The organism is Microbacterium sp. NPDC089695 (assembly GCF_044749085.1).
Classification (GTDB): domain Bacteria; phylum Actinomycetota; class Actinomycetes; order Actinomycetales; family Microbacteriaceae; genus Microbacterium.
In genome coordinates, this window is the sequence record NZ_JBIVHG010000001.1 from 2,374,490 (window position 1) to 2,393,687 (window position 19,198).

A 19,198-nucleotide genomic window follows, 5' to 3' on the forward strand; every position below is an offset into this window, starting at 1 on the left:
CTGCGGTCGGCCCCGTCCTTTCCTGGGGTGTGGTCTCGTCGTTACTGCTCGACGCCGACGGTGGACAGGTCGATGCTCCCGAAGAAGTACCCGACCTGGGCGTTGCGGATCTTCGAGCCGACGACGCTGTTCGTGAAGGTGCGGATCAGCGGCACGATGGGGTAGGCCTCCATCGACTCGTTGTAGAGCTCGGCCCACTGGGTGTTGAGCTCCTCGGACGTGCCGTTCGTGTTGCGCAGGTCGTACATGCGAGCCGACAGGTCGGCATCGTAGAACCGCGAGATGTTGCTGAAGCCGTACATCGTGCCGTCGAGGCTCGGTCCGATGTTGGGGTCGACGGTCGTCCTGGTCGAACCGGAGGCCGCACCTCCGCACCATCCGCCGCGGGCGATGTCGGGCATCTCGTCGCTGGCGAGCACCGTGTAGTAGTTGGCGGCGGGGATCGGCACGAGCTGGAGGTCGATGCCCAGCTCCTGGAAGTTCTGCTGCAGGACGGTGCCGAGGTTCTTGAACCGGTCGACCGCGTTCGAGTACCCGTAGGTCAGGGTCGACGGGACGTCCTTGCCCTCGAGGAGCTTCTTGGCCTCGTCGAGCTGGGGAGCGCCCTCCGGATCGAGATCGGTGGTCTCCTCGACGTAACCCACCTGCGCGTCGTTGAGGTACGAGTTCGTGAGCTTGCCGAACCGTGCCCCGCCGTACTGCACCTGGATCGCCGCGCGGTCCATCGCGAGCGCGAGCGCGTGTCTGACGTCGGGATCCGTGATGGTCTCGGTGTTGAAGTTCAACACGTCCGTGCAGCCGAGAAGACCGGATGCGGTGCGGTCGGCGATGGCGGGATCCGCCAGTCGCGAGGTGTCCGATGCCTGCAGGGCTCCGTTCTGGTCGAGCGTGACGGCCGTCGGGTCGGCATCCGACATGAGCTGCTGGCTGATGGTCGCCTGCGCCGTCGAGAGGGAGAAGGTGAAGGTGTCGGGGAGCGCGGTGCGGTTCTCATCGGTCGCGGGGTCCCATTCGGGGTTACGCACGAGCTTCAGCTCACGACCCCGGTCGTAGGTCTCGATCATGTACGGGCCCGAGGAGATCGGGTGATTGGTGTAGTCGAGCATCGTGTCCGCCGCCTGCGGGACGGGTGCCGTGTTCGAGCGCGACACGAGCGCGGCGAAGTCCGGATTCGGCTGCTTCAGGTGGAAGACGATCGTCTTGTCGTCGGGCGTCTCGACGGCCGAGAGATCGCCGCCGCCCGAGTAGGGGCCGGTGTAGTCGTCAGCGTCGAGCGCCGAGTTGAGCTCCTGCGGTGCCTGCGTGAAGACGTCCCGCGCGAAGGTGCGCGCGATGCCGTACTTGATGTCCGCCGACGTGATCGGAGTGCCGTCCTCGTACCGCAGTCCGTCCTTCAGCGTGTACGTCCAGGTCAACCCGTCTTCGGACGCGGTCCCCGTGTCGGTGGCCAGATCGGCGACGATCGCCGGCGGTTCTCCGGCCGTCTCCTTCGCCATGGTCAGGGTCCGGTAGTAGAGCTGACCGACGTTGGCGGTCTGCACGTAGTTGCTGTTGCCGGGATCGAGCGTCATGAAGTCGCTCGACATCAGCACGTTGACGTTGCCGCCGGGCTCGTCGAACCCCGACTGCACGATGTGCGCGGCATACGGGTCGTTCGCCCCGTCGGGGCCGGACGGGCCTCCGGTGGCGCCGGAGGCGGTGCAGCCGGTCGCGACCAGGGCGATCGCCACGGTCGCTGCGGCGAGCAGGGGACTGCGGTGTCTCATTACTCGTTCTCTTTCGTTGAGGGATGGGGGCGGATCGTCAATGACGAGAGGCTTTGGGGTCGAGAGCGTCGCGAACGGCGTCGCCGAGGAGGTTGAACGCGAGGACGGTCACGATGAGGGCGGTGCCGGGCACGATCAGGAACCAGGGGTCGCTCAAGTACCAGTTGCCCGCCTGGGCGGCGTTCAGCATCTGACCCCAGGACGGCGTCGGATCCTTGACGCCGACGCCGAGGAAGGAGAGCGCCGCCTCCGCGGAGATGTTCGCGGGGATCATCATCGTCGCGTACACGAGCACGACTCCGAGGACGTTGGGGATCACCTGGCGGAAGATGATCGTGCGATGCGAGGCGCCGTACGACGTGGCCGCTTCGATGTACTCCTGCTCACGGATGCTCAGCACCTGGCCACGGACCACTCGGGCCAGGTACGCCCATCCGAAGAAGCCCAGGATCAGCACGAGGGAGGCGATCGGGACGAAGCTGCCCTGTCCGAGCGGGGTGTCGCGGAGTCGCGATTGGAGGATCGGCGTGAGCGAGAGCACCAGCAGCAGGTGCGGGAAGGCGAGGAAGAGGTCGATGATGCGGCTGATGACGGTGTCGACCTTGCCGCCGAAGTACCCTGCGGCGGCGCCGAGGATCGTACCGAGCACCACGGAGACGACGGTCGACAGCAGTGCGATCAGCAGAGACACCTGTGCGCCGTAGGCGATCCGCGCGAAGATGTCCCGACCGAGGCCCGGCTCGATCCCGAGCCAGTGCTCCGCAGAGGGGTACATGTACCCCGGGAGGGGGAGGCCGGGCGTCATGAAGTTGTCGAGGTAGTCCGACCCCGTGTTGGTGCGGAACGGGTCCTGCCCCTCGATCGCCACGAGCACCGGCGCCAGCAGGGCGAAGAGCACGATCGCGACGACGACGCCGAACGAGATCAGAGCCACAGGGCTGCGGCGGATGCGTATCCATGCGGTGCCCAGGAGCGAGCGTCCGGTGGCGATCGGCGGCGGCGCGGTGGCGAGGGCGTCGGTCTTGGGGGCCAGAGTCGTGGTGTCCGTCACGATCTTCCTTGATGTCGGGTGGCGGGATCTCAGAATCGTATACCAGATTCTTAAAATGGGATACCAAAGTTCGTTACGTCATCCAAAATCGATGCGTATAGCGCCAGGGTGCACGTTACCCACTAGATTTTGGATACCAAACGTTCTCCAGAGATCATCGAGGCTCTCCATGCGCACACTCCTCTCCGCCGACCACGTCCTCGCCTTCGACGGCACGGGGCACACCTTGATCCGCTCCGCGGCAGTCGTGGTGGACGACGACGTGATCGCGTGGATCGGATCCGCGACGGATGCGCCCGACGTCGATGAGCGCATCGATCTCGGCGAGAGTCTGCTGATGCCCGGGCTGATCGATCTCGACGCGTTGGCGGACATCGATCATCTGATCCTCGACTCCTGGGGGACGCCCGCGCATGCGTCTCGTCTGCAGTGGTCGGACGAGTACGCCGCCCACCCGGTGCACGTCTTCTCCGATGCGGAGCGGGCCCGGATCCGCGAGATCGCACTCGTGCAGCTGGCGCTCCACGGAATCACCAGCTACATGCCGATCGCCTCGGAGGCGCACTCCGCGTGGGCGGAGTCGGCCGCGGACATGCACGCCCTCGCGCGCTACTCCCGCAGGCTGGGGCTGCGCGGGTTCCTGGGCCCCTCGTACCGATCGGGGGTGACCGTGATCGGCTCCGACGGCGCGCGCGGGATCCGTTTCCGGGAGGAGGAGGGGGAGCGAGGTCTCGCCGACGCGGAGCGCTTCTTCGACGAGCTCGCCGAGATGGGCGACCCGCTGCTCACGCCCGTCTTCCTCCCGTGCCGGATCGAGACGCTCACTCCCGCACTCCTCGAGGCGACGGCCTCCGCGGCTGCGGCGAGGGGCGCGATCGTGCGGCTGCATGCTCTGCAGGGAGAGTTCGAGCGGCAGTACGTCCTCGCGGAGCACGGGTGCACGCCACTTGACCTCATCGCGCGGCACGGACTGCTGAACGAGCGCCTCATCGTTCCCCACGGCGTCTTCCTCGACGTGAACCCGCGTGTGCACGGCGAGGATCGGGGCGATCTCGCTCGTCTCGTCGACGCGGGAGTGTCGATCGTGCACTGCCCGCTGACGAACGCGCGCTACGGATCGGAGCTCGAGACGTTCGGGCTCTATCGCCGTGCCGGGGTCACGATCGCACTCGGTACCGATTCGTTCCCGCCCGATCTCGTCCGCGGCATCGATGCGGGCGTCTCGGCGGCGAAGGTGCAGAACGCGAGTCTCGCCGCCGGCGATCTGAAGGGGTACGTCGAGGCGGCGACGCTGGGTGGAGCGCAGGCGCTCCACCGTTCGGACCTCGGCCGGATCGAGATCGGGGCACAGGCCGATCTCACCGCGTTCCGGCTCGATGACGTGCGCATGGGCGCCGTGGAGGACCCGCTGCGCACGCTCGTCCTGAACGGCACGGCCCGCGACGCCTGCCTGACCATGGTCGCCGGCCGCGTCGTCATGCGCGACGGCCGGATCGACGGCGTCGACCTCGAATCCGTCCGCGCGGACACCCGGATGCTCTTCGCGAAGATGCGCGCCGCATACACTGGGCGCGACCGCTGGGGCGGCGCCGTGGACGAACTGTTCCCCCCGGTGTTCCCCCTGCGAGACGACTTCCCCCGAGAGGAACCGCGATGACGAGTGCCGCCACACCGGTGACAGACGGCTCGGCGTTGGCCGAACGCGTGTACCGCGGACTCCTGCGAACGATCATCGACGGCGACCTGCGCCCCGGCGCCTGGTTGAAGGAGCGCGATCTCTCGGAGCGCTTCGAGGTGTCCAGGGTGCCGGTACGTCAGGCGCTCCAGCGTCTCGAGGTGGAGGGGTTCGTCACGATGGCCCGCAACCGCGGGGCGATCGTGACCCCGGTCTCTCGCGCCGACGTCGAGGAGCTGTTCGACGCGCGCCTGTGCATCGAGCCGTACGCCACCCGCCATGCCGCGACGCGCGTGCATTCGGGGGCGGCGAGTGCCGATCGTCTGCGCGAGATACTCCACAGCGCGCTCTCTCCCGACGGGGAGGGGCAGCGCGAGCAGTCGAATCTCGCGTTCCACCTCGAGCTCGTGCGGCTCTCGGGCAACCGCATCCTCGAACGCAGCCTGCTGCCGATGCTCGGACGGATGGAGTGGATCTTCCGCCTGACCCGAGCCATGCGCGACGAGGAGCACGCGATCGAGCATCAGCAGATCCTGGATGCGATCGTCGCCGGCCGCGGCGAGGTCGCGGCCGCTTTCGCCCACGCGCATATCGAGCAGGGGCGCGAGCCCATCCTCGCGGCGCTGAGTGACCTTCTCGAATGGTGACGACGACGGGCGGCCGTCAGCCCTGAGAGGTCAGGCCGGCGGGGCCACGAGGTCGGGGTGGTGGATGGCTGCGACGTCCGGATGCGCGCGGAGCCGCGACTTCATCGCGTTCTCGCCGTAGGTCGCGTGGATCGGGTTGCTCGGGTCCTCCGTGATCCCGCGGGCCGCGGCCGCCAGGTCGGCGGGCAGCTCCAGGAGCGGCAGCTGCTGATCGAGGGCCGGGTTGAAGAAGAAGGGGATCGAGATGCGCTCCTCGGGCGCCTTCGGCGAGATCACCCGGTGGTTGGTGGCCTTGAGGTAGCCGCCGGTCGCGTACTCGAGGAGCTCGCCGATGTTGACGACGAAGGCGCCGGGCACGGGCGGGGCCGAGACCCACTCGCCGTCGCGCTCGACCTGGAGCCCGCCCTTGCCCGGCTCGACCCAGAGCAGGGTGAGCACACCCGAGTCCTTGTGCGCTCCGACGCCCTGCTGGGGCTCCGGCTCGTGCGTTCCGGGGTAGCGGACGATCTTGATGAGGGTCGAGGGGTCGCGGAACGACTCGTCGAAGTAGGTCTCCTCGGCGCCGAGGGTCAGCGCCCATTCGCGCAGCAGTCTGCGAGCGATCTCGGTGAGGGTGTCGTGCCATTCGGTGACGACGTCCTTGAGCTCGGGCTGGGCTGCGGGCCACAGGTTCGGGCCGGTCAGACGGTTGAACGCGGGACCGCCCTCGACGGGCTCCCGCTCCGGACCGATGTCGATCTGCTCGCGCCAGTCGACCTTGCCCTGCGTGCGCTCCCCGCCGACGCGGGTGTATCCGCGGAAGTGCGGGCTCTTCACGTTCTCGATCGCGAGCTTCTCCTCCTCGGGGAGGGCGAAGAAGTCGAGGGCGGCCTGGTGCAGGCGCGCCTCGAGCTCGGGGGAGATGCCGGTGCCGGTCAAGTAGAAGAACCCGACGTCGTGCGTGGCGGCGCGCAGGTCGTCACGGAATCGTGCCGCGGCCTCGGGGCCGGCGTCGAGCTGCGACAGGTCGAGGATGGGGAGCGAGAGATCAGCCATGCCCTGAGCGTAGGTCGTCGCATCCGCACCCGGAACTGTGTTGCGTCGCATTACCCGGGCGGAGCATATCGGTGGCCCGTCGAAACATTCCCCGGTGTGGTGCTAGGGTCTCCTTCGGTAAGGGATGCCTTACCTCAGTTTTCGAGAGAGTTCCCGTTCTGTGCTCGCCACTTTCCTGATCGGCCTTCGTGAGGGCCTCGAAGCCGCTCTCGTCGTCGGCATCCTCGTCGCCTACCTCCGGCGTCTCGGTCGCGGCGACGCCCTGCCGCGCATGTGGGCGGGCGTCGCTCTCGCGATCGCCCTCGCCCTCGGCATCGGTGCGATCCTCACCTTCGGCGCGTACTCGCTCTCGTTCGAGGCTCAGGAGCTCATCGGCGGCCTCCTGTCGCTGCTCGCGGTCGGCATGGTCACCTGGATGATCTTCTGGATGCAGAAGGCCGGCCGCACCATGAAGGCGACCCTCGAGGGAGGCATCGACCGCGCGCTGACCCAGGGCGGGATCTGGGCGCTGATCGCGATCGGGTTCGTCTCTGTCGCCCGCGAGGGCATCGAGACCACCCTGCTGCTCTGGTCGATGGTGCAGTCGTTCGGCGATGCACCGGCCGCCCTGCTCGGAGCCGTACTCGGGCTCCTCGCCGCCGTCGTCGTCGGGTGGCTGCTCGCTCGCGGTGCACTGCGACTCGATCTGCGCCGCTTCTTCCTGTGGACCAGCGGGTTCCTCGTGGTCGTCGCGGCGGGCGTGCTCGCCTACGCCGTGATGGATCTGCAGGAGGCCGGTGCGCTTCCCGGTCCGTTCACGACACTCGCTCCTGTCGACGCTGCCACCGGTGCGGTGCTCACGGGGTGGGCGGCGTTCCCCTTCGGCTGGGCGTTCGACGTGAGCGCGGTCATCGCGCCGGGCCAGACGCTCGCGACCATCCTCCAGGCGACGATCGGCTTCATGCCGCGCATGACCTGGCTGCAGGTGCTGGCGTGGGGCGGGTACATGCTCGTCGTCGGCACCCTCTTCGTCCGCGGGGTCCGCTCCCGTCGACCCGTCACCCCTCGGACGGCCCCGGAGACCGCACACGCGGACACGGCTGCGCCCTCCCTCACCGATCAAGGAGCACCATGACCACCTCCCGCCGAGTCCTCGCTGCCGTCGCGGCAGCGGGTGCGGCCGTCCTCGTCCTCAGCGGATGCGTCGCGAAGAGCGACGTCGCCGCCGGGGCCGCGTTCGACGTCGCGTCGACCGATTCCGCCTGCACGGTCTCGGGATCCACCGCGCAGAGCGGCACGTTGACGTTCGACGTGAAGAACGACAGCGCGCAGACCACGGAGTTCTACCTGCTCGCGGAGGACGGGCTGCGCATCGTGGGCGAGGTCGAGAACATCGCACCCGCCGCGTCGCGCACGCTCACCGTCGTCGCGCAGCCGGGCTCGTACTTCACGCTGTGCAAGCCGGGGATGATCGGCGACGGCGTCGGGAAGTCGGAGTTCACGGTCACGGGCGACCGCGTCGCGCTCACGGGTGAGGACGCCGAGCAGAAGCAGCAGGCCGTCGATCTGTACGCCGCCTTCGTCAAGGATCAGGTCGGCCAGCTGGTGCCCGCGGTCGACGACCTCGTCGCGGCGTACGAGGCGGGCGACGACGAGACCGCGCGCACGCTGTTCCCGCAGACCAGGGCTTTCTACGAGCGCATCGAGCCGGTGGCGGAAGCGCTCGGCGACCTCGACCCGCGGATCGACTATCGCGAGGTCGACGCCGTCGCCGAAGGCCTCGACTGGACCGGCTTCCACCGGATCGAGAAGGACCTCTGGGTTCCCGCCCAGGATGCGCTGAACGCGGACGGCGAGACTCCGGCCTGGCAGGACTGGGCGCCCTCGACGACCGCCGAGCGCGCCGACTACGGCGACCAGCTGATCGCCGACGTGCAGGAGCTCTACGACTACGTGCACTCCGACGACTTCACCACGGCCCTCGACGACCAGGGCATCGGCGGCATCTCGAACGGCGCCATCGCGCTGCTCGACGAGGTCGCGACCGGAAAGATCTCCGGCGAGGAGGACTGGTGGTCGGGTACCGATCTCTACGACTTCGCCGCGAACGTGGAAGGATCGAAGATGGCGTTCTCGCTCGTGCAGGACTTCGCATCCGCTCAGGGCGGCGACGGCGAGACGCTCGTCGGGGAGATCGAGGACGGCTACGCGGCTCTCGAGGCCTCGCTCGCCGCACACGGGTCCCTGGCCGACGGCTTCGTGGGCTACGCGGAGCTGACCGACGCCGACAAGCGTGAGTTCACCGACCTGATCAACGCGCTCGCCGAGCCGCTGTCGCAGCTCACCGGTACCGTTCTCGACTGAGTTCGAGAGTACGATCGCGCAGGTGAACGACAGCACGAACGACGCCGCCGCCGACTCCCGCGAGGAGCCGGCGGCGGCGTCCGTCCCCGCAGAGGCCGCACCCGCAGGGCTCAGCCGACGGGGTCTCCTCGGTCTCGCCCTGGGCGGCGGCGTCGCCTCGCTCGCCGTGGGAGCGGGAGCCGGGCTCACGGGCGGCGTGGCTCTCGGGCGCGCCAGGGCCGCGGAGGATTCCGACAAGGCGTATGCGTTCTTCGGCGCACATCAGGCGGGCATCACGACGCCTGTGCAGGAGCATCTGCACTTCGCATCCTTCGACATGATGCCGCGCACCGACCGCGATGACCTCATCAGTCTGCTCCAGGACTGGAGCTATGCGGCCTCGCGCATGACGCAGGGGCTCGAGGTCAGTGCGACCGGCGCGGTCGGGGGAGACCCCGAGGTGCCTCCGGACGACACGGGGGAGGCGCTGGGTCTTCCCGCCGCGGGACTGACGATCACGATCGGATTCGGACCGAGCCTGTTCGAGAACGAAGACGGCGACCGCTACGGGATCGCGGCGCAGCGCCCCTCGGTCCTCGAGCGGCTCCCCGCGTTCCTCGGCGACGATCTCGACCCGCAGACCTCCCACGGAGACCTCTGCATCCAGGCGTGCGCGGACGATCCGCAGGTGGCCGTGCACGCGATCCGCAACCTCAGTCGCATCGCCTTCGGCCGCGCCAAGCTCCGCTGGTCGCAGCTCGGCTTCGGCAAGACCTCGCGCACGACATCGGATCAGGCGACACCGCGCAACCTCTTCGGTTTCAAGGACGGCACGGCCAACATCCTCGCGGACGACGAGGATGCTCTCGCCGACAACGTGTGGGTCGCGGCGTCCGACGAGCCGGGCTGGATGGCGGGCGGTTCGTATCTGGTGGCGCGCAGGATCGCGATGCTCATCGAGACCTGGGACCGCGTGCGCCTCTCGGAGCAGAACACGATCATCGGCCGCGACAAGGGCGTGGGCGCACCGCTCTCGGGCGGGGACGAGTTCACGGCGCCCGACCTCGACTCCTCGACGATCGACGCGAACGCGCACGTGCGTCTCGCGCATCCCGATGAGAACGACGGCGTGCGCATCCTCCGTCGCGGGTTCAACTACGTCGACGGCAACAACGACCTCGGCAGACTGGACGCCGGCCTCTTCTTCCTCTCCTATCAGCGCGACCCGGCGCAGTTCGTCACTCTGCAGCGCCGGCTCTCCACGGATCGCATGAACGAGTACATCCGTCACGTGGGTTCAGGGATCTGGGCGATCCCCGGCGGAGCCGCGGCCGGCTCGTACATCGGCGCGTCTCTCTTCGGCTGACCGGGCGTCAGGCGTCGCCGACGGCCGCGAGGATGTCGGCGACCGCCAGCGCGATCGCATCGGCCCCGAAGTGGTCGTCCGCCGAGATCGTCACGACCGCGTCGCCGAGGAAGATGAGCAGCTGACCGTAGGCGCCGTGCAGACGCCACGCCTCGCCGGGTCCATCCCATCCGGCGAGGGCGTACCGCTCGTAGCCGACGCCGCCTCCGGCGTCTCCCCACCCCGTGTGCATCGCGTCCACGACCTCTGCGGGAACGAGCTGGCGGTCGTGCCATCGGCCGCGGTCGCGGATCAGCAGCCCGAGACGCGCGAGTTCCTCGGTGCGCAGGGCGATCCCCTCGCCGGCGAGGATCCGTCCGTTCGGACAGCGTCGCCAGGTGAGGTCGTCGATGCCCAGGGGTGCGAACAGGCGCGGGCGCAGGTACTGCTCGACGTCGCCCGTGCGCGTCTCGAGCACGGTCATGGCGGTGTACGTGCTCGCGTTGGAGTACTGGAAGATCCGGCCTCGCGCGTCGCGCGACAGGAACTCGGTCGCCAGATCCGGCCAGTCCGTCATCATCGTCTCGGACCACGGCAGGTCGATGCCGCTCGACATCGTGAGGAGATGCCGCAGCGTCACGCTGTCGACGCCTGCTCCGAGCGCGGTTCCGCGATCGAGGTATTCCGCGATCGGGGCGTCGAGGTCGACGAGCCCTTCGGCCTGTGCGATGCCTGCGGCCAGGACGCTCACGCCCTTCGCGACCGAATGGATCTCCTCGCGCTCATCGGGAGTCCAGCGATGAACGGCGCTGTCGTCGCCGATCCGCACGTGCAGCCCGTGCACGCCGAATCCCGCGGCATCCGCCGCGACGACGATCGCGTCCCTGGCGCGCGACGCCGGGGTCGTCTCGCTCACCTCGGCGTACCTCCGACCGGCCGCGGACGACGCGAGCCGGTCGGATCGCTGCGGTGGCCCTCGCGGCCCGCGAGCTCGGGGTCCGAGAACAGCCACTTCGGGCGGGGCTCGACCAGGGGACGGAACACCCACCGCACCGGGCGCGTGGCGAGCAGCAGGGCGAGGCCCACCGACAGCAGGGTCACGAGAGGCAGCCAGATCCACGTCGGATCGAGGTCGCGGAGCACCCCGGTCTCACGGAACGGGTAGAGCGCGAACGAATGCAGCAGGAAGACGTACATCGTGTACTGGCCGAACCGGGTCCACCAGTACGTCCCGCGCGGGATGAGCGCGAAGAACGATGCGCTGAGGATCACGGCGAGCAGCATGAGCGCTATCCGCACGCCGCCGGCCCACCACTGCTCGCCGCCGAGGTCGGCGTAGGCGTCTTCGTAGAACAGCCAGTGCCGCAGGTCGATGGCCTGCCACAGGTCGATGCCCGCCCAGGCGACGAATCCCGCCGTGCCCAGCACGGCGACCGCGACCACGCGCGTCCACCACGGGCGCGCGTCGAGCAGCCGGAAGCGCGCCACGATGTCCTTCTCGCGCAGCCACCAGCCGAGCGTGAAGAAGGGAAGGAGACCGAGAGTGCGTGACAGGGAGAACGTGCTGTCGACGTTGGGGAGGTATCCGACGCCGATCGAGATCACGACCGTCCAGAGAAGGGGCCAGCGCAGGAGCGCCAGGTAGGGGAGGACGAGACGGAAGATGCCCAGGGCGAGGAGGAACCACAGGGTCCAGGACGGCTTCGTGAGGTTCGGGTCGGCCTGACCCTCCACGAGCCACTTCGTGAAGGTCCAGAGGACCTCGAAGATCACGTAGGGAACGAGGATGTCCGTGATGACGCGCGCCATCTGCACGCGGGTGGGAGAGCCGGACTTCGAGAAGTAGCCGGAGATGATCGCGAACGCGGGCATGTGGAAGGCGTAGAGCGCGAGGTAGGCCGCGAGCGCGATGTCGGAGTCGTACGTCAGGCGCTGGATCGCGTGCCCGAGCACCACGAGCACGATGCACGCGTAGCGGGCGTTGTCCCAGAAGGGCACGCGTCGGCGGGGCTTCGGGGTGTTCGCGGTGACGGGGTTCGGGTCGGCTCCGGCACTGTTCATCCTCCGAGGCTACCGCCGGGAATATATTTGCTCCCACCACGTTGTCTCAGATACATTCAAATGAATAGAACCGGATGCATGACGTCGGGTTCGGAGGAATCGGAGCAACTCATGAGCGAGAACGCAGCCACCCAGATGCAGTTCGGCATCATGTCGGTCAGCGACATCACCCGCGACCCCACCACGGGCGTCACTCCCAGTGAGCAGGAGCGGATCGCCGCGACCATGACGATCGCGAAGCACGCGGAGGAGGTCGGCCTCGACGTGTTCGCGATCGGCGAGCACCACAACCCGCCGTTCTGGTCGTCGAGCCCGACCACGTTCCTCGCGGCGCTGGCCGCGCAGACCGAGCGCCTCGTCGTCTCGACCTCCACCACCCTCATCACGACCAATGACCCGGTGCGCATCGCCGAGGAGTACGCGATGCTCCAGCACGTGTCGGGCGGTCGTATGGATCTCATGCTCGGACGCGGCAACACCGGACCCGTCTACCCGTGGTTCGGACAGGACATCCGCCAGGGCCTGCCGCTCGCGATCGAGAACTACGCGCTGCTGCACAAGCTGTGGCGCGAGGACGTCGTCGACTGGGAGGGCAAGTTCCGCACCCCGCTGCAGGGCTTCACCTCGACGCCGCGCCCGCTCGACGGCATCGCGCCGTTCGTGTGGCACGGGTCGATCCGCACCCCCGAGATCGCCGAGCAGGCCGCATACTACGGCGACGGGTTCTTCGCGAACAACATCTTCTGGCCCAAGGAGCACTACCAGCGCCTGATCGAGCTGTACCGTCAGCGCTACGCGCACTACGGCCACGGCACGCCGGAACAGGCGATCGTCGGCCTCGGCGGTCAGGTGTTCATGGCCGCGAAGTCGCAGGATGCCGTGACGCGGTTCCGTCCGTACTTCGACAACGCGCCGGTATACGGCCACGGCCCGAGCATGGAGGACTTCACCGAGATGACCCCGCTCACGGTCGGCTCGCCCCAGCAGGTCATCGACCGCTACGCCGGCATGCGCGCGCACTTCGGCGACTACCAGCGCCAGCTCTTCCTGATCGACCACGCCGGGCTGCCGCTGAAGACCGTGCTCGAGCAGCTCGACATCCTCGGCTCCGAGGTCGTGCCGGTGCTGCGCAGGGAGCTCGCGAAGGACCGCCCCGCGACCGTGCCGGACGCTCCCACCCACGCCGCGCGTGTGCAGGCCGTGTACGGCGACGGTCCGACGCGTCAGGCCCGCCCGGGAGCGAACCGCGGCGACAACCTGACGGGGGACTCGCCCTACCAGGACACCCCCGCACCCGCCGGTGCGGCATTCGGCCTCAGCCGGAAGGAGGCGTGACATGACGACGCGTCGCATCGCCGTCGTGTCGGCCGGGCTGTCGAACCCGTCGTCCACGCGGATGCTGGCCGACCGCCTCGCGGCCGAGACCGTGAAGGCACTGGCCGCGAAGGACATCGCCGCCACGATCGACGTGATCGAGTTGCGCGACCACGCGCACGACATCACGAACAACATGCTCACGGGGTTCGCACCGCCCGCGCTCGAGACGGCGATCAACACCGTGGTATCGGCCGACGCGCTCATCGCCGTGACGCCGATCTTCTCGACGAGCTATTCGGGGCTGTTCAAGTCGTTCATCGACGTGCTCGATCCCGATTCGCTGACCGGGAAGCCCGTGCTCATCGGCGCCAACGCCGGCACGGCGCGGCACTCGCTCGCCATCGACTACGCGATCCGTCCGCTGTTCGCCTACCTGCACGCCGAGGCCGTCTCGACGGGAGTGTTCGCGGCATCCAGTGACTGGGGCGGATCGGGCGACGACGTCGCACCGCTCGCGAAGCGCGTCGAGAAGGGCGCGAGGGAGCTCGCCGAGGCGATCGCCGTCCGCGACGTCGCGACCGCCGCTGATCCTTACGATCCGGCGACCTACCTCGGCGAAGGACGCTCGTTCGGCCACATGCTGGGCGGTCTCGCCGGCGAATGACGCCGGAACGCGCCGGCGAGGTTCGCGGGAGGGCCAGGAGGCCGTCGACAACGTCCGAGGGGCGTCGTACGGTGACCTCATGGCCCTTCACTCCGTGTGGGACTCGGCGGCCGCTGCGCTGCGCGGGTCACTGATCCTCCCCGACGACGACGCGTTCGCCGCCGCCCGTCGTCCGTGGAACCTCGCGATCGACCAGCATCCGATCGCGGTCGCGTCGCCGGCAGACGTCGACGACATGCGCACCGTGCTCTCGGCGGCTCGAGACACCGGCACGACCGTCGCCGTGCAGCCCAGTGGGCACGGTGCGTCCGGTGACCTCTCGGGTGCGGTCATCGTGCGCATGGCCGCGTTCGACGGGCTCGCGGTCGACCTCGACGCCGGGATCATCCGCGTCGGCAGCGGCGTGCGATGGGGCGCGGTCGTGCAGGCGCTCGAGGGCACCGGATGGGCGGCTCCGGCCGGTACGAGCCCGGTCGTGAGCGTCGCGGGCTACACGCTGGGCGGGGGGCATTCGTGGTTCAGCCGCACCGCCGGTCTCGGGTCAGACAGCCTGCGCGCCGCCTGGGTGCTGCGCGCCGACGGCACGCACGAGCGCATCGACGATGCCAGCGACCCCGAGACCATGTGGGCGCTGCGCGGCGCGGGCGGCATCGTCGGCATCGTGACCGATCTCGAGTTCGATCTCGTGCGGGCACCGTCGATCTGGGGAGCGGGCCTCACCTTCGACGCCGCCGACTCCGCCGCCGTCCTGCGCGCGGTCCGCGATCTCGCGGCCGACGCGCCGCCGTCGCTCAACGTGTTCGTCGACTCGATGCGCATGCCCGACGTCCCGCAGCTTCCCGACGAGATCAGGGGACGCAGCTTCCTCACCGTGCAGATGCTCACGACCGACGGTCCCGCCTCGGACCTCATGGATCGCGTACGTCGCGCGGGTGCTGTGCGCCAGGAGACCAGCGGGCCGACCTCGCCCGCGACACTCGCCGCGGCCGCAGCCGAACCCACGGATCCCACGCCGGGGCGCGGGGCGTCCGCGGCGCTCACGGCGCTCGACGACGGGATGATCGACGAGCTCATGGCGTTTCGGGAGGCGCCGGAGCAGTGGCCGATCATGGGCATCAACATCCGGATGCTGGGCGCAGCGCTCGATGCGCCGCGGCGACCCGGATTCGCGACGTTGAAGGGCGTCGGCTGGCTTCTGCACGCACTCGTGCCCGTGTTCCCCGCCACGCCGTCCGAGCCGGGAGACGCGAGCATGGCGGGTTTCCGACGTGTCCTCGATCGAGCGCTCGCGCCGCACACCGTGACGACTTTCCTCGGCCCGGGCGAGACGCTCGAGAGGTGCGGGACGGCGGAGTCGATCGAGCGTCTGCGCGCCGTCCGCGCCCGACTCGATCCCGACGGGCTGCTGCACGAAGGTCGCCTGCCGCGCTGACGCGGCGGCATCGGGCACCGTCCACCCGCCAGGATCGCCCGACCGTCAGCGTCGGTCGCCGGTGCGGCGCTCCCAGACGTACTCGGTCTCGGGGCGCCCGCGCGTGCCGTGTCGAGCGGTGCGGGCGACGACGCCCTCGGCGGCCAGGTGCTCCAGGTATCGGCGAACCGCGACCCGTGACATTCCGAGGCGCTCGGCGGCCTCGCTCGCCGACAGCGCGATGCCCGCGGCCCGCAGTTCGCTCGACACCGTCTGCAGCGTTGCCGCCGACAGTCCCTTGGGCACGGGGATCGTGCCCGTGGCGCGCCCGAGGAGCGCATCGATCTCGGCCTGAGTCGCCTCGCCGTCGGTCGATCGCGCGCTCTCGCGGTGCTCACGGTACGACGCGAGCCGCTCGCTGAACACCGAGAACGGGAACGGCTTGACGAGGTACTGATGCACTCCGAGCGCGGCCATCTGCCGCACGGTCTCCGCATCGCGCACGCCCGTGATCGCGATGACGTCGATGGCCGTCCCGCGGGCCCGCAGTGTGCGCAACACATCGATGCCGGAGCCGTCCGGCATCGTGATGTCGAGCAGCATCAGATCGAACGGCGTGGAGCCCGCGTGGCCGAGCACGGCGTTCACGGCGGCCCGCGCGCTCGTGCATTCGGCGCCGACCTCGAAGCCGTCGACGCGGTCGAGGTACGAACGATGCAGCTCCAGCGTGAGCGCGTCGTCGTCGACGAGCAGGGTGCGGATCACGGCATCCTCCGTCGTCGTGCGGCGGGCAGGGTCACGAGGAACGTCGTCGGATCGGAGCGGAGCTCCACCGTCCCGCCGGCGTCGCGGACCACCGAGCGGACCAGGGCGAGCCCCACGCCACGGCCCTGGGCGCGGGCGGGCTTGGTCGAGAAGCCGGATTCGAAGATCCGCTCTTCCAACGCCGCCGGCACTCCCGGGCCGCTGTCGGCCACCTCGAGCACGATCCCGCCGTCCGGCGAGGGCTGCAGCACCACCGACACCCACCGCTCTGAGCCGGTGGCGGCGGCATCCATCGCGTTGTCGACCAGGTTGCCGAGCACCGCGACACTGTCGACGGGGCTCAACGGCGATGCGGGCGTGTCCGGCTCGATGCGGATGCGCCAGTCGATGCCGCGTTCCTTGGCCTGGGAGGCCTTGCCCAGCAGCAGTGCGCCCACAGCCGGGTCGCCCGCGCGCCGCGCCGTGACCTGGTCGACCAGCGACTGGCTCTGCCGTGACGTCTCGGTGAGGATCTCGATCGCCTCGTCGTTGCGACCGAGTTCGAGCAGAGCCACCGCCGTGTGCATGCGGTTGCCGTGCTCGTGCGTCTGCGCGCGCAGCGCGTCGCCGAGCGTGCGCAGCGACTCGTACGACGACACGGCGTCGCGGACCTGCCCCGGCGGCAGATCGCCGGCGATGCGCTGTGTCACGCGGCGCGCAGCCCAGGCGCCGGCCGCGCCGAGAGCGACCAGGCCGGCCGTGATCGCGAGCGACAGCGGCAGCCGGCGCAGCAGTGTGTCGGAGATCGACTCGATCGTGACGCCCGCCGACACCCACCCCAGCACAGCACCGTCAGTCGCCACCACGGGCACGATGGTCCGTACCGAGGGGCCGAGCGTGCCGGTGAACACCTCGGTCAGCGGTCGCGGTTCGGCGGGGATCGTGCCGAGGTACTGCTCGCCGATGCGTTCGAGATCGGGATGCGTGACGCGCACGCCCTCAGGGGTCATCACCGTGACGAAGTCGAGGTCGGCCGTGTCGACGACGTCGAGCGCGTACGGTTCGAGCATCCGTGTCGCGGTGCTCTGATCGCCGGACTGCAGCGCGTCGATCACGACAGGCGAGCCCGCGAGCGTCTGCGCCGTGGCCGCTGTGACCCGCTCCGCCTCCGCGTGCGTCGCGCGCTGCGCCTCCACCACGAGGAAGACGGCGACGAGCGCGCCGATCACGAGCGCGGCGACCAGCAGCACGAGGAACACGCGGGTGGCCGTGCTGAGCGCTGTGCGGGCGGGTGCCATCGCTTCCTTCCGATCGTCGTCGATCGCGGTGTCCGGATCTCGTCCCGACCAATACGACCACAAATCGCGCCGCCGACGGAAGTCGAGCACTGTGGGGTGATCGCCGGGCGAGGACGCCCGTGCACATGACACGACGACGTTCATGATCGAGGAGGACTCATGGCCATCACGACGGGATTCTCGCTCCCCGGGTTCCACTGGCGGCGCAACAAGCAGGCGTGGGACAGGCACACCTGGCTGTATGTGTCCGTCATCATCGCGGTCGTGCTCGGCGCGGCCGTCGGACTGATCGCCCCCGAAATCGGCCAGTCGCTCGAGCCGATCGGCAAGGGATTCGTCTCACTCATCAAGATGATGATCGCGCCGATCATCTTCTGCACGATCGTGGTCGGCGTCGGGTCGATCGCGAAGGCCGCCACGGTCGGCAAGATCGGCGGGCTCGCGCTGCTGTACTTCATGGTGATGTCGACCTTCGCGCTCGCGATCGGCCTCGTCGTCGGCAACATCATCCACCCGGGCGCCGGTCTCGACATGGCCTCCGCCACGTACGACGCCGCCGACACCGAGGCGAAGACCACGACGGAGTTCGTGCTCGGCATCATCCCGACGACGTTCTTCTCGGCCTTCACGGGTGAGAGCGTGCTGCAGGTGCTCTTCATCGCGCTGCTCACCGGCTTCGCGCTGCAGGGGCTGGGCGAGAAGGGCGCGCCCATCATGGATGCGGTCAAGAACCTGCAGAAGCTCGTCTTCCGCATCCTGGGGATGATCCTGTGGCTGGCTCCGCTCGGTGCGTTCGGTGCGATCGCCGCGGTGGTCGGCAAGACCGGCATCGCCGCGATCTGGAGCCTCGGCATCCTGATGATCGCGTTCTACATCACATGCATCGTGTTCATCGTGGTCGTGCTCGGAGTGCTGCTGTACGCCGTCACGCGCGTGAACATCTTCAGCCTCGTCAAGTACCTGGCGCGCGAGTACCTGCTGATCGTGGGCACGTCGTCGTCGGAGTCGGCGCTGCCCCGCCTCATCGCCAAGATGGAGCACGTCGGCGTCTCGAAGCCCGTCGTCGGCATCACGGTGCCGACCGGCTACTCGTTCAACCTCGACGGCACCGCGATCTACCTCACGATGGCGTCGCTGTTCATCGCGACCGGCATGGGACAGCCGATGTCGATCGGCGAGCAGATCGGCCTCCTCGTCTTCATGATCATCGCGAGCAAGGGCGCTGCGGGTGTCACGGGTGCCGGGCTCGCCACCCTCGCCGGCGGTCTGCAGGCCTACCGCCCCGACCTCGTCGACGGCGTCGGCGTGATCGTCGGCATCGACCGCTTCATGTCCGAGGGGCGCGCGCTGACCAACTTCACGGGCAACGCGGTCGCGACCCTGCTGATCGGCACGTGGACCAAGCAGATCGACCGCGACCGCGTGCGTCGGGTGCTCAGCGGCGACCTGCCGTTCGATGAGTCGCTCCTCGACGGCGTCGACGGCCACGGGATGGCGGATGAGAAGTCCGCCGTGGATTCGCAGGGGCTGAAGGACTCGGCCATCGACGAGATGTCGGCCAAGCAGGAGAGGGCGCGGGTCCGCGCCGCACAGCAGCGCTGACGGACGGAGAAGGGATGCGGGAGCCGAGGCGATCGGCTCCCGCATCCGTGCGGTCACCCGCTCTTGCGTCGGAACTCGCGCCGCGTCTGCGGGGCGGCACCTCCGTGCACGGCGGAATCGCCGTCCAGGTGGGCTTCGCCCTCACGGTGGTGCGCGTTCTTCTTCTCGAGCGCTTCCTTGAACTTGCGCTTCATGTCCTCTGTCGAGGACGCGCCTTCTTCGGTGCTCATGCCCGCCAGCCTAGGGCACCACCCGGTTCG

The 19,198-nt window shown here is 69.1% G+C and carries 17 protein-coding genes; 9 read left to right on the forward strand and 8 right to left on the reverse strand.

What is annotated here, in order from left to right:
* Window positions 1-41: 41 nt before the first annotated feature.
* Both ACIPYT_RS11375 and ACIPYT_RS11380 read right to left on the reverse strand, forming a co-directional pair.
* Complete coding sequence (locus ACIPYT_RS11375) at window positions 42-1,766, reverse strand: ABC transporter substrate-binding protein (RefSeq protein WP_401073863.1); 1,725 nt, start codon at window positions 1,764-1,766, stop codon at window positions 42-44.
* A gap of 37 nt (window positions 1,767-1,803) precedes the next feature.
* On the reverse strand, window positions 1,804-2,817 hold the full coding sequence (locus ACIPYT_RS11380) for an ABC transporter permease (protein ID WP_401073867.1): 1,014 nt from the start codon (window positions 2,815-2,817) through the stop codon (window positions 1,804-1,806).
* 169 nt (window positions 2,818-2,986) lie between these two features.
* Between ACIPYT_RS11380 and ACIPYT_RS11385 the strand changes: the two genes are divergently transcribed.
* A complete protein-coding gene (locus tag ACIPYT_RS11385; protein WP_401073870.1) occupies window positions 2,987-4,474 on the forward strand; it encodes a chlorohydrolase family protein in 1,488 nt (495 codons plus the stop codon).
* Window positions 4,471-5,139, forward strand: a complete 669-nt coding sequence (locus ACIPYT_RS11390) for a GntR family transcriptional regulator (protein ID WP_401073872.1) — start codon at window positions 4,471-4,473, stop codon at window positions 5,137-5,139. Before ACIPYT_RS11385 ends, ACIPYT_RS11390 begins: the two co-directional genes overlap by 4 nt.
* 30 nt (window positions 5,140-5,169) lie before the next feature.
* Here the strand turns inward: ACIPYT_RS11390 and ACIPYT_RS11395 are convergent, their stop codons facing one another.
* Window positions 5,170-6,174 (reverse strand): isopenicillin N synthase family dioxygenase, encoded by a 1,005-nt coding sequence (locus tag ACIPYT_RS11395; RefSeq protein WP_401073874.1) that lies wholly within the window; start codon window positions 6,172-6,174, stop codon window positions 5,170-5,172.
* Window positions 6,175-6,334: 160 nt separating this feature from the next.
* Here ACIPYT_RS11395 and efeU point away from each other — a divergent pair, with 160 nt between their 5' ends.
* Genes efeU through efeB form a run of 3 tightly spaced genes read left to right on the forward strand, consistent with a single transcriptional unit; the run spans window position 6,335 to window position 9,862 of the window.
* Window positions 6,335-7,288, forward strand: a complete 954-nt coding sequence (efeU, locus tag ACIPYT_RS11400) for an iron uptake transporter permease EfeU (RefSeq protein ID WP_401073876.1) — start codon at window positions 6,335-6,337, stop codon at window positions 7,286-7,288.
* Window positions 7,285-8,517 (forward strand): iron uptake system protein EfeO, encoded by a 1,233-nt coding sequence (efeO, locus tag ACIPYT_RS11405; protein ID WP_401073879.1) that lies wholly within the window; start codon window positions 7,285-7,287, stop codon window positions 8,515-8,517. Before efeU ends, efeO begins: the two co-directional genes overlap by 4 nt.
* A gap of 22 nt (window positions 8,518-8,539) precedes the next feature.
* Window positions 8,540-9,862, forward strand: coding sequence for an iron uptake transporter deferrochelatase/peroxidase subunit (efeB, locus tag ACIPYT_RS11410; protein ID WP_401073881.1), 1,323 nt, complete (start codon window positions 8,540-8,542; stop codon window positions 9,860-9,862).
* A 7-nt stretch (window positions 9,863-9,869) separates the two neighbouring features.
* On the opposite strand, the gene ACIPYT_RS11415 is transcribed toward efeB, so the two are convergent.
* Window positions 9,870-10,757, reverse strand: coding sequence for a serine hydrolase domain-containing protein (locus ACIPYT_RS11415; RefSeq protein ID WP_401073884.1), 888 nt, complete (start codon window positions 10,755-10,757; stop codon window positions 9,870-9,872).
* On the reverse strand, window positions 10,754-11,902 hold the full coding sequence (locus ACIPYT_RS11420) for an acyltransferase family protein (RefSeq protein WP_401073886.1): 1,149 nt from the start codon (window positions 11,900-11,902) through the stop codon (window positions 10,754-10,756). The genes ACIPYT_RS11415 and ACIPYT_RS11420 overlap by 4 nt, the downstream gene beginning before the upstream one ends.
* Window positions 11,903-12,037: 135 nt before the next feature.
* Here ACIPYT_RS11420 and ACIPYT_RS11425 point away from each other — a divergent pair, with 135 nt between their 5' ends.
* The 3 genes from ACIPYT_RS11425 (at window position 12,038) to ACIPYT_RS11435 (ending at window position 15,315) form a co-directional block, all read left to right on the forward strand.
* Complete coding sequence (locus ACIPYT_RS11425) at window positions 12,038-13,237, forward strand: LLM class flavin-dependent oxidoreductase (protein WP_401074825.1); 1,200 nt, start codon at window positions 12,038-12,040, stop codon at window positions 13,235-13,237.
* 1 nt (window position 13,238) lies between these two features.
* Window positions 13,239-13,883: an FMN reductase gene (locus tag ACIPYT_RS11430; RefSeq protein ID WP_401073888.1), complete on the forward strand. Its 645-nt coding sequence runs from the start codon at window positions 13,239-13,241 to the stop codon at window positions 13,881-13,883.
* 79 nt (window positions 13,884-13,962) lie between these two features.
* A complete protein-coding gene (locus ACIPYT_RS11435; RefSeq protein WP_401073891.1) occupies window positions 13,963-15,315 on the forward strand; it encodes an FAD-binding oxidoreductase in 1,353 nt (450 codons plus the stop codon).
* 45 nt (window positions 15,316-15,360) lie between these two features.
* Here the strand turns inward: ACIPYT_RS11435 and ACIPYT_RS11440 are convergent, their stop codons facing one another.
* Together ACIPYT_RS11440 and ACIPYT_RS11445 are read right to left on the reverse strand one after the other, a co-directional pair.
* The gene (locus ACIPYT_RS11440; protein WP_401073892.1) at window positions 15,361-16,059 is read right to left on the reverse strand and encodes a response regulator; all 699 of its coding nucleotides are present in this window, start codon (window positions 16,057-16,059) and stop codon (window positions 15,361-15,363) included.
* On the reverse strand, window positions 16,056-17,336 hold the full coding sequence (locus ACIPYT_RS11445) for an ATP-binding protein (protein WP_401073895.1): 1,281 nt from the start codon (window positions 17,334-17,336) through the stop codon (window positions 16,056-16,058). Before ACIPYT_RS11445 ends, ACIPYT_RS11440 begins: the two co-directional genes overlap by 4 nt.
* A gap of 159 nt (window positions 17,337-17,495) precedes the next feature.
* On the opposite strand from ACIPYT_RS11445, the gene ACIPYT_RS11450 reads away from it, so the two are divergent.
* Window positions 17,496-18,938, forward strand: a complete 1,443-nt coding sequence (locus ACIPYT_RS11450) for a cation:dicarboxylate symporter family transporter (RefSeq protein WP_401073898.1) — start codon at window positions 17,496-17,498, stop codon at window positions 18,936-18,938.
* 53 nt (window positions 18,939-18,991) lie between these two features.
* Here ACIPYT_RS11450 and ACIPYT_RS11455 read toward each other — a convergent pair whose 3' ends face one another.
* Window positions 18,992-19,168 carry a DUF5302 domain-containing protein gene (locus ACIPYT_RS11455; protein ID WP_161804375.1) on the reverse strand — a complete coding sequence of 59 codons (177 nt, stop codon included), beginning with the start codon at window positions 19,166-19,168 and terminating at the stop codon, window positions 18,992-18,994.
* Window positions 19,169-19,198 lie beyond the last annotated feature (30 nt).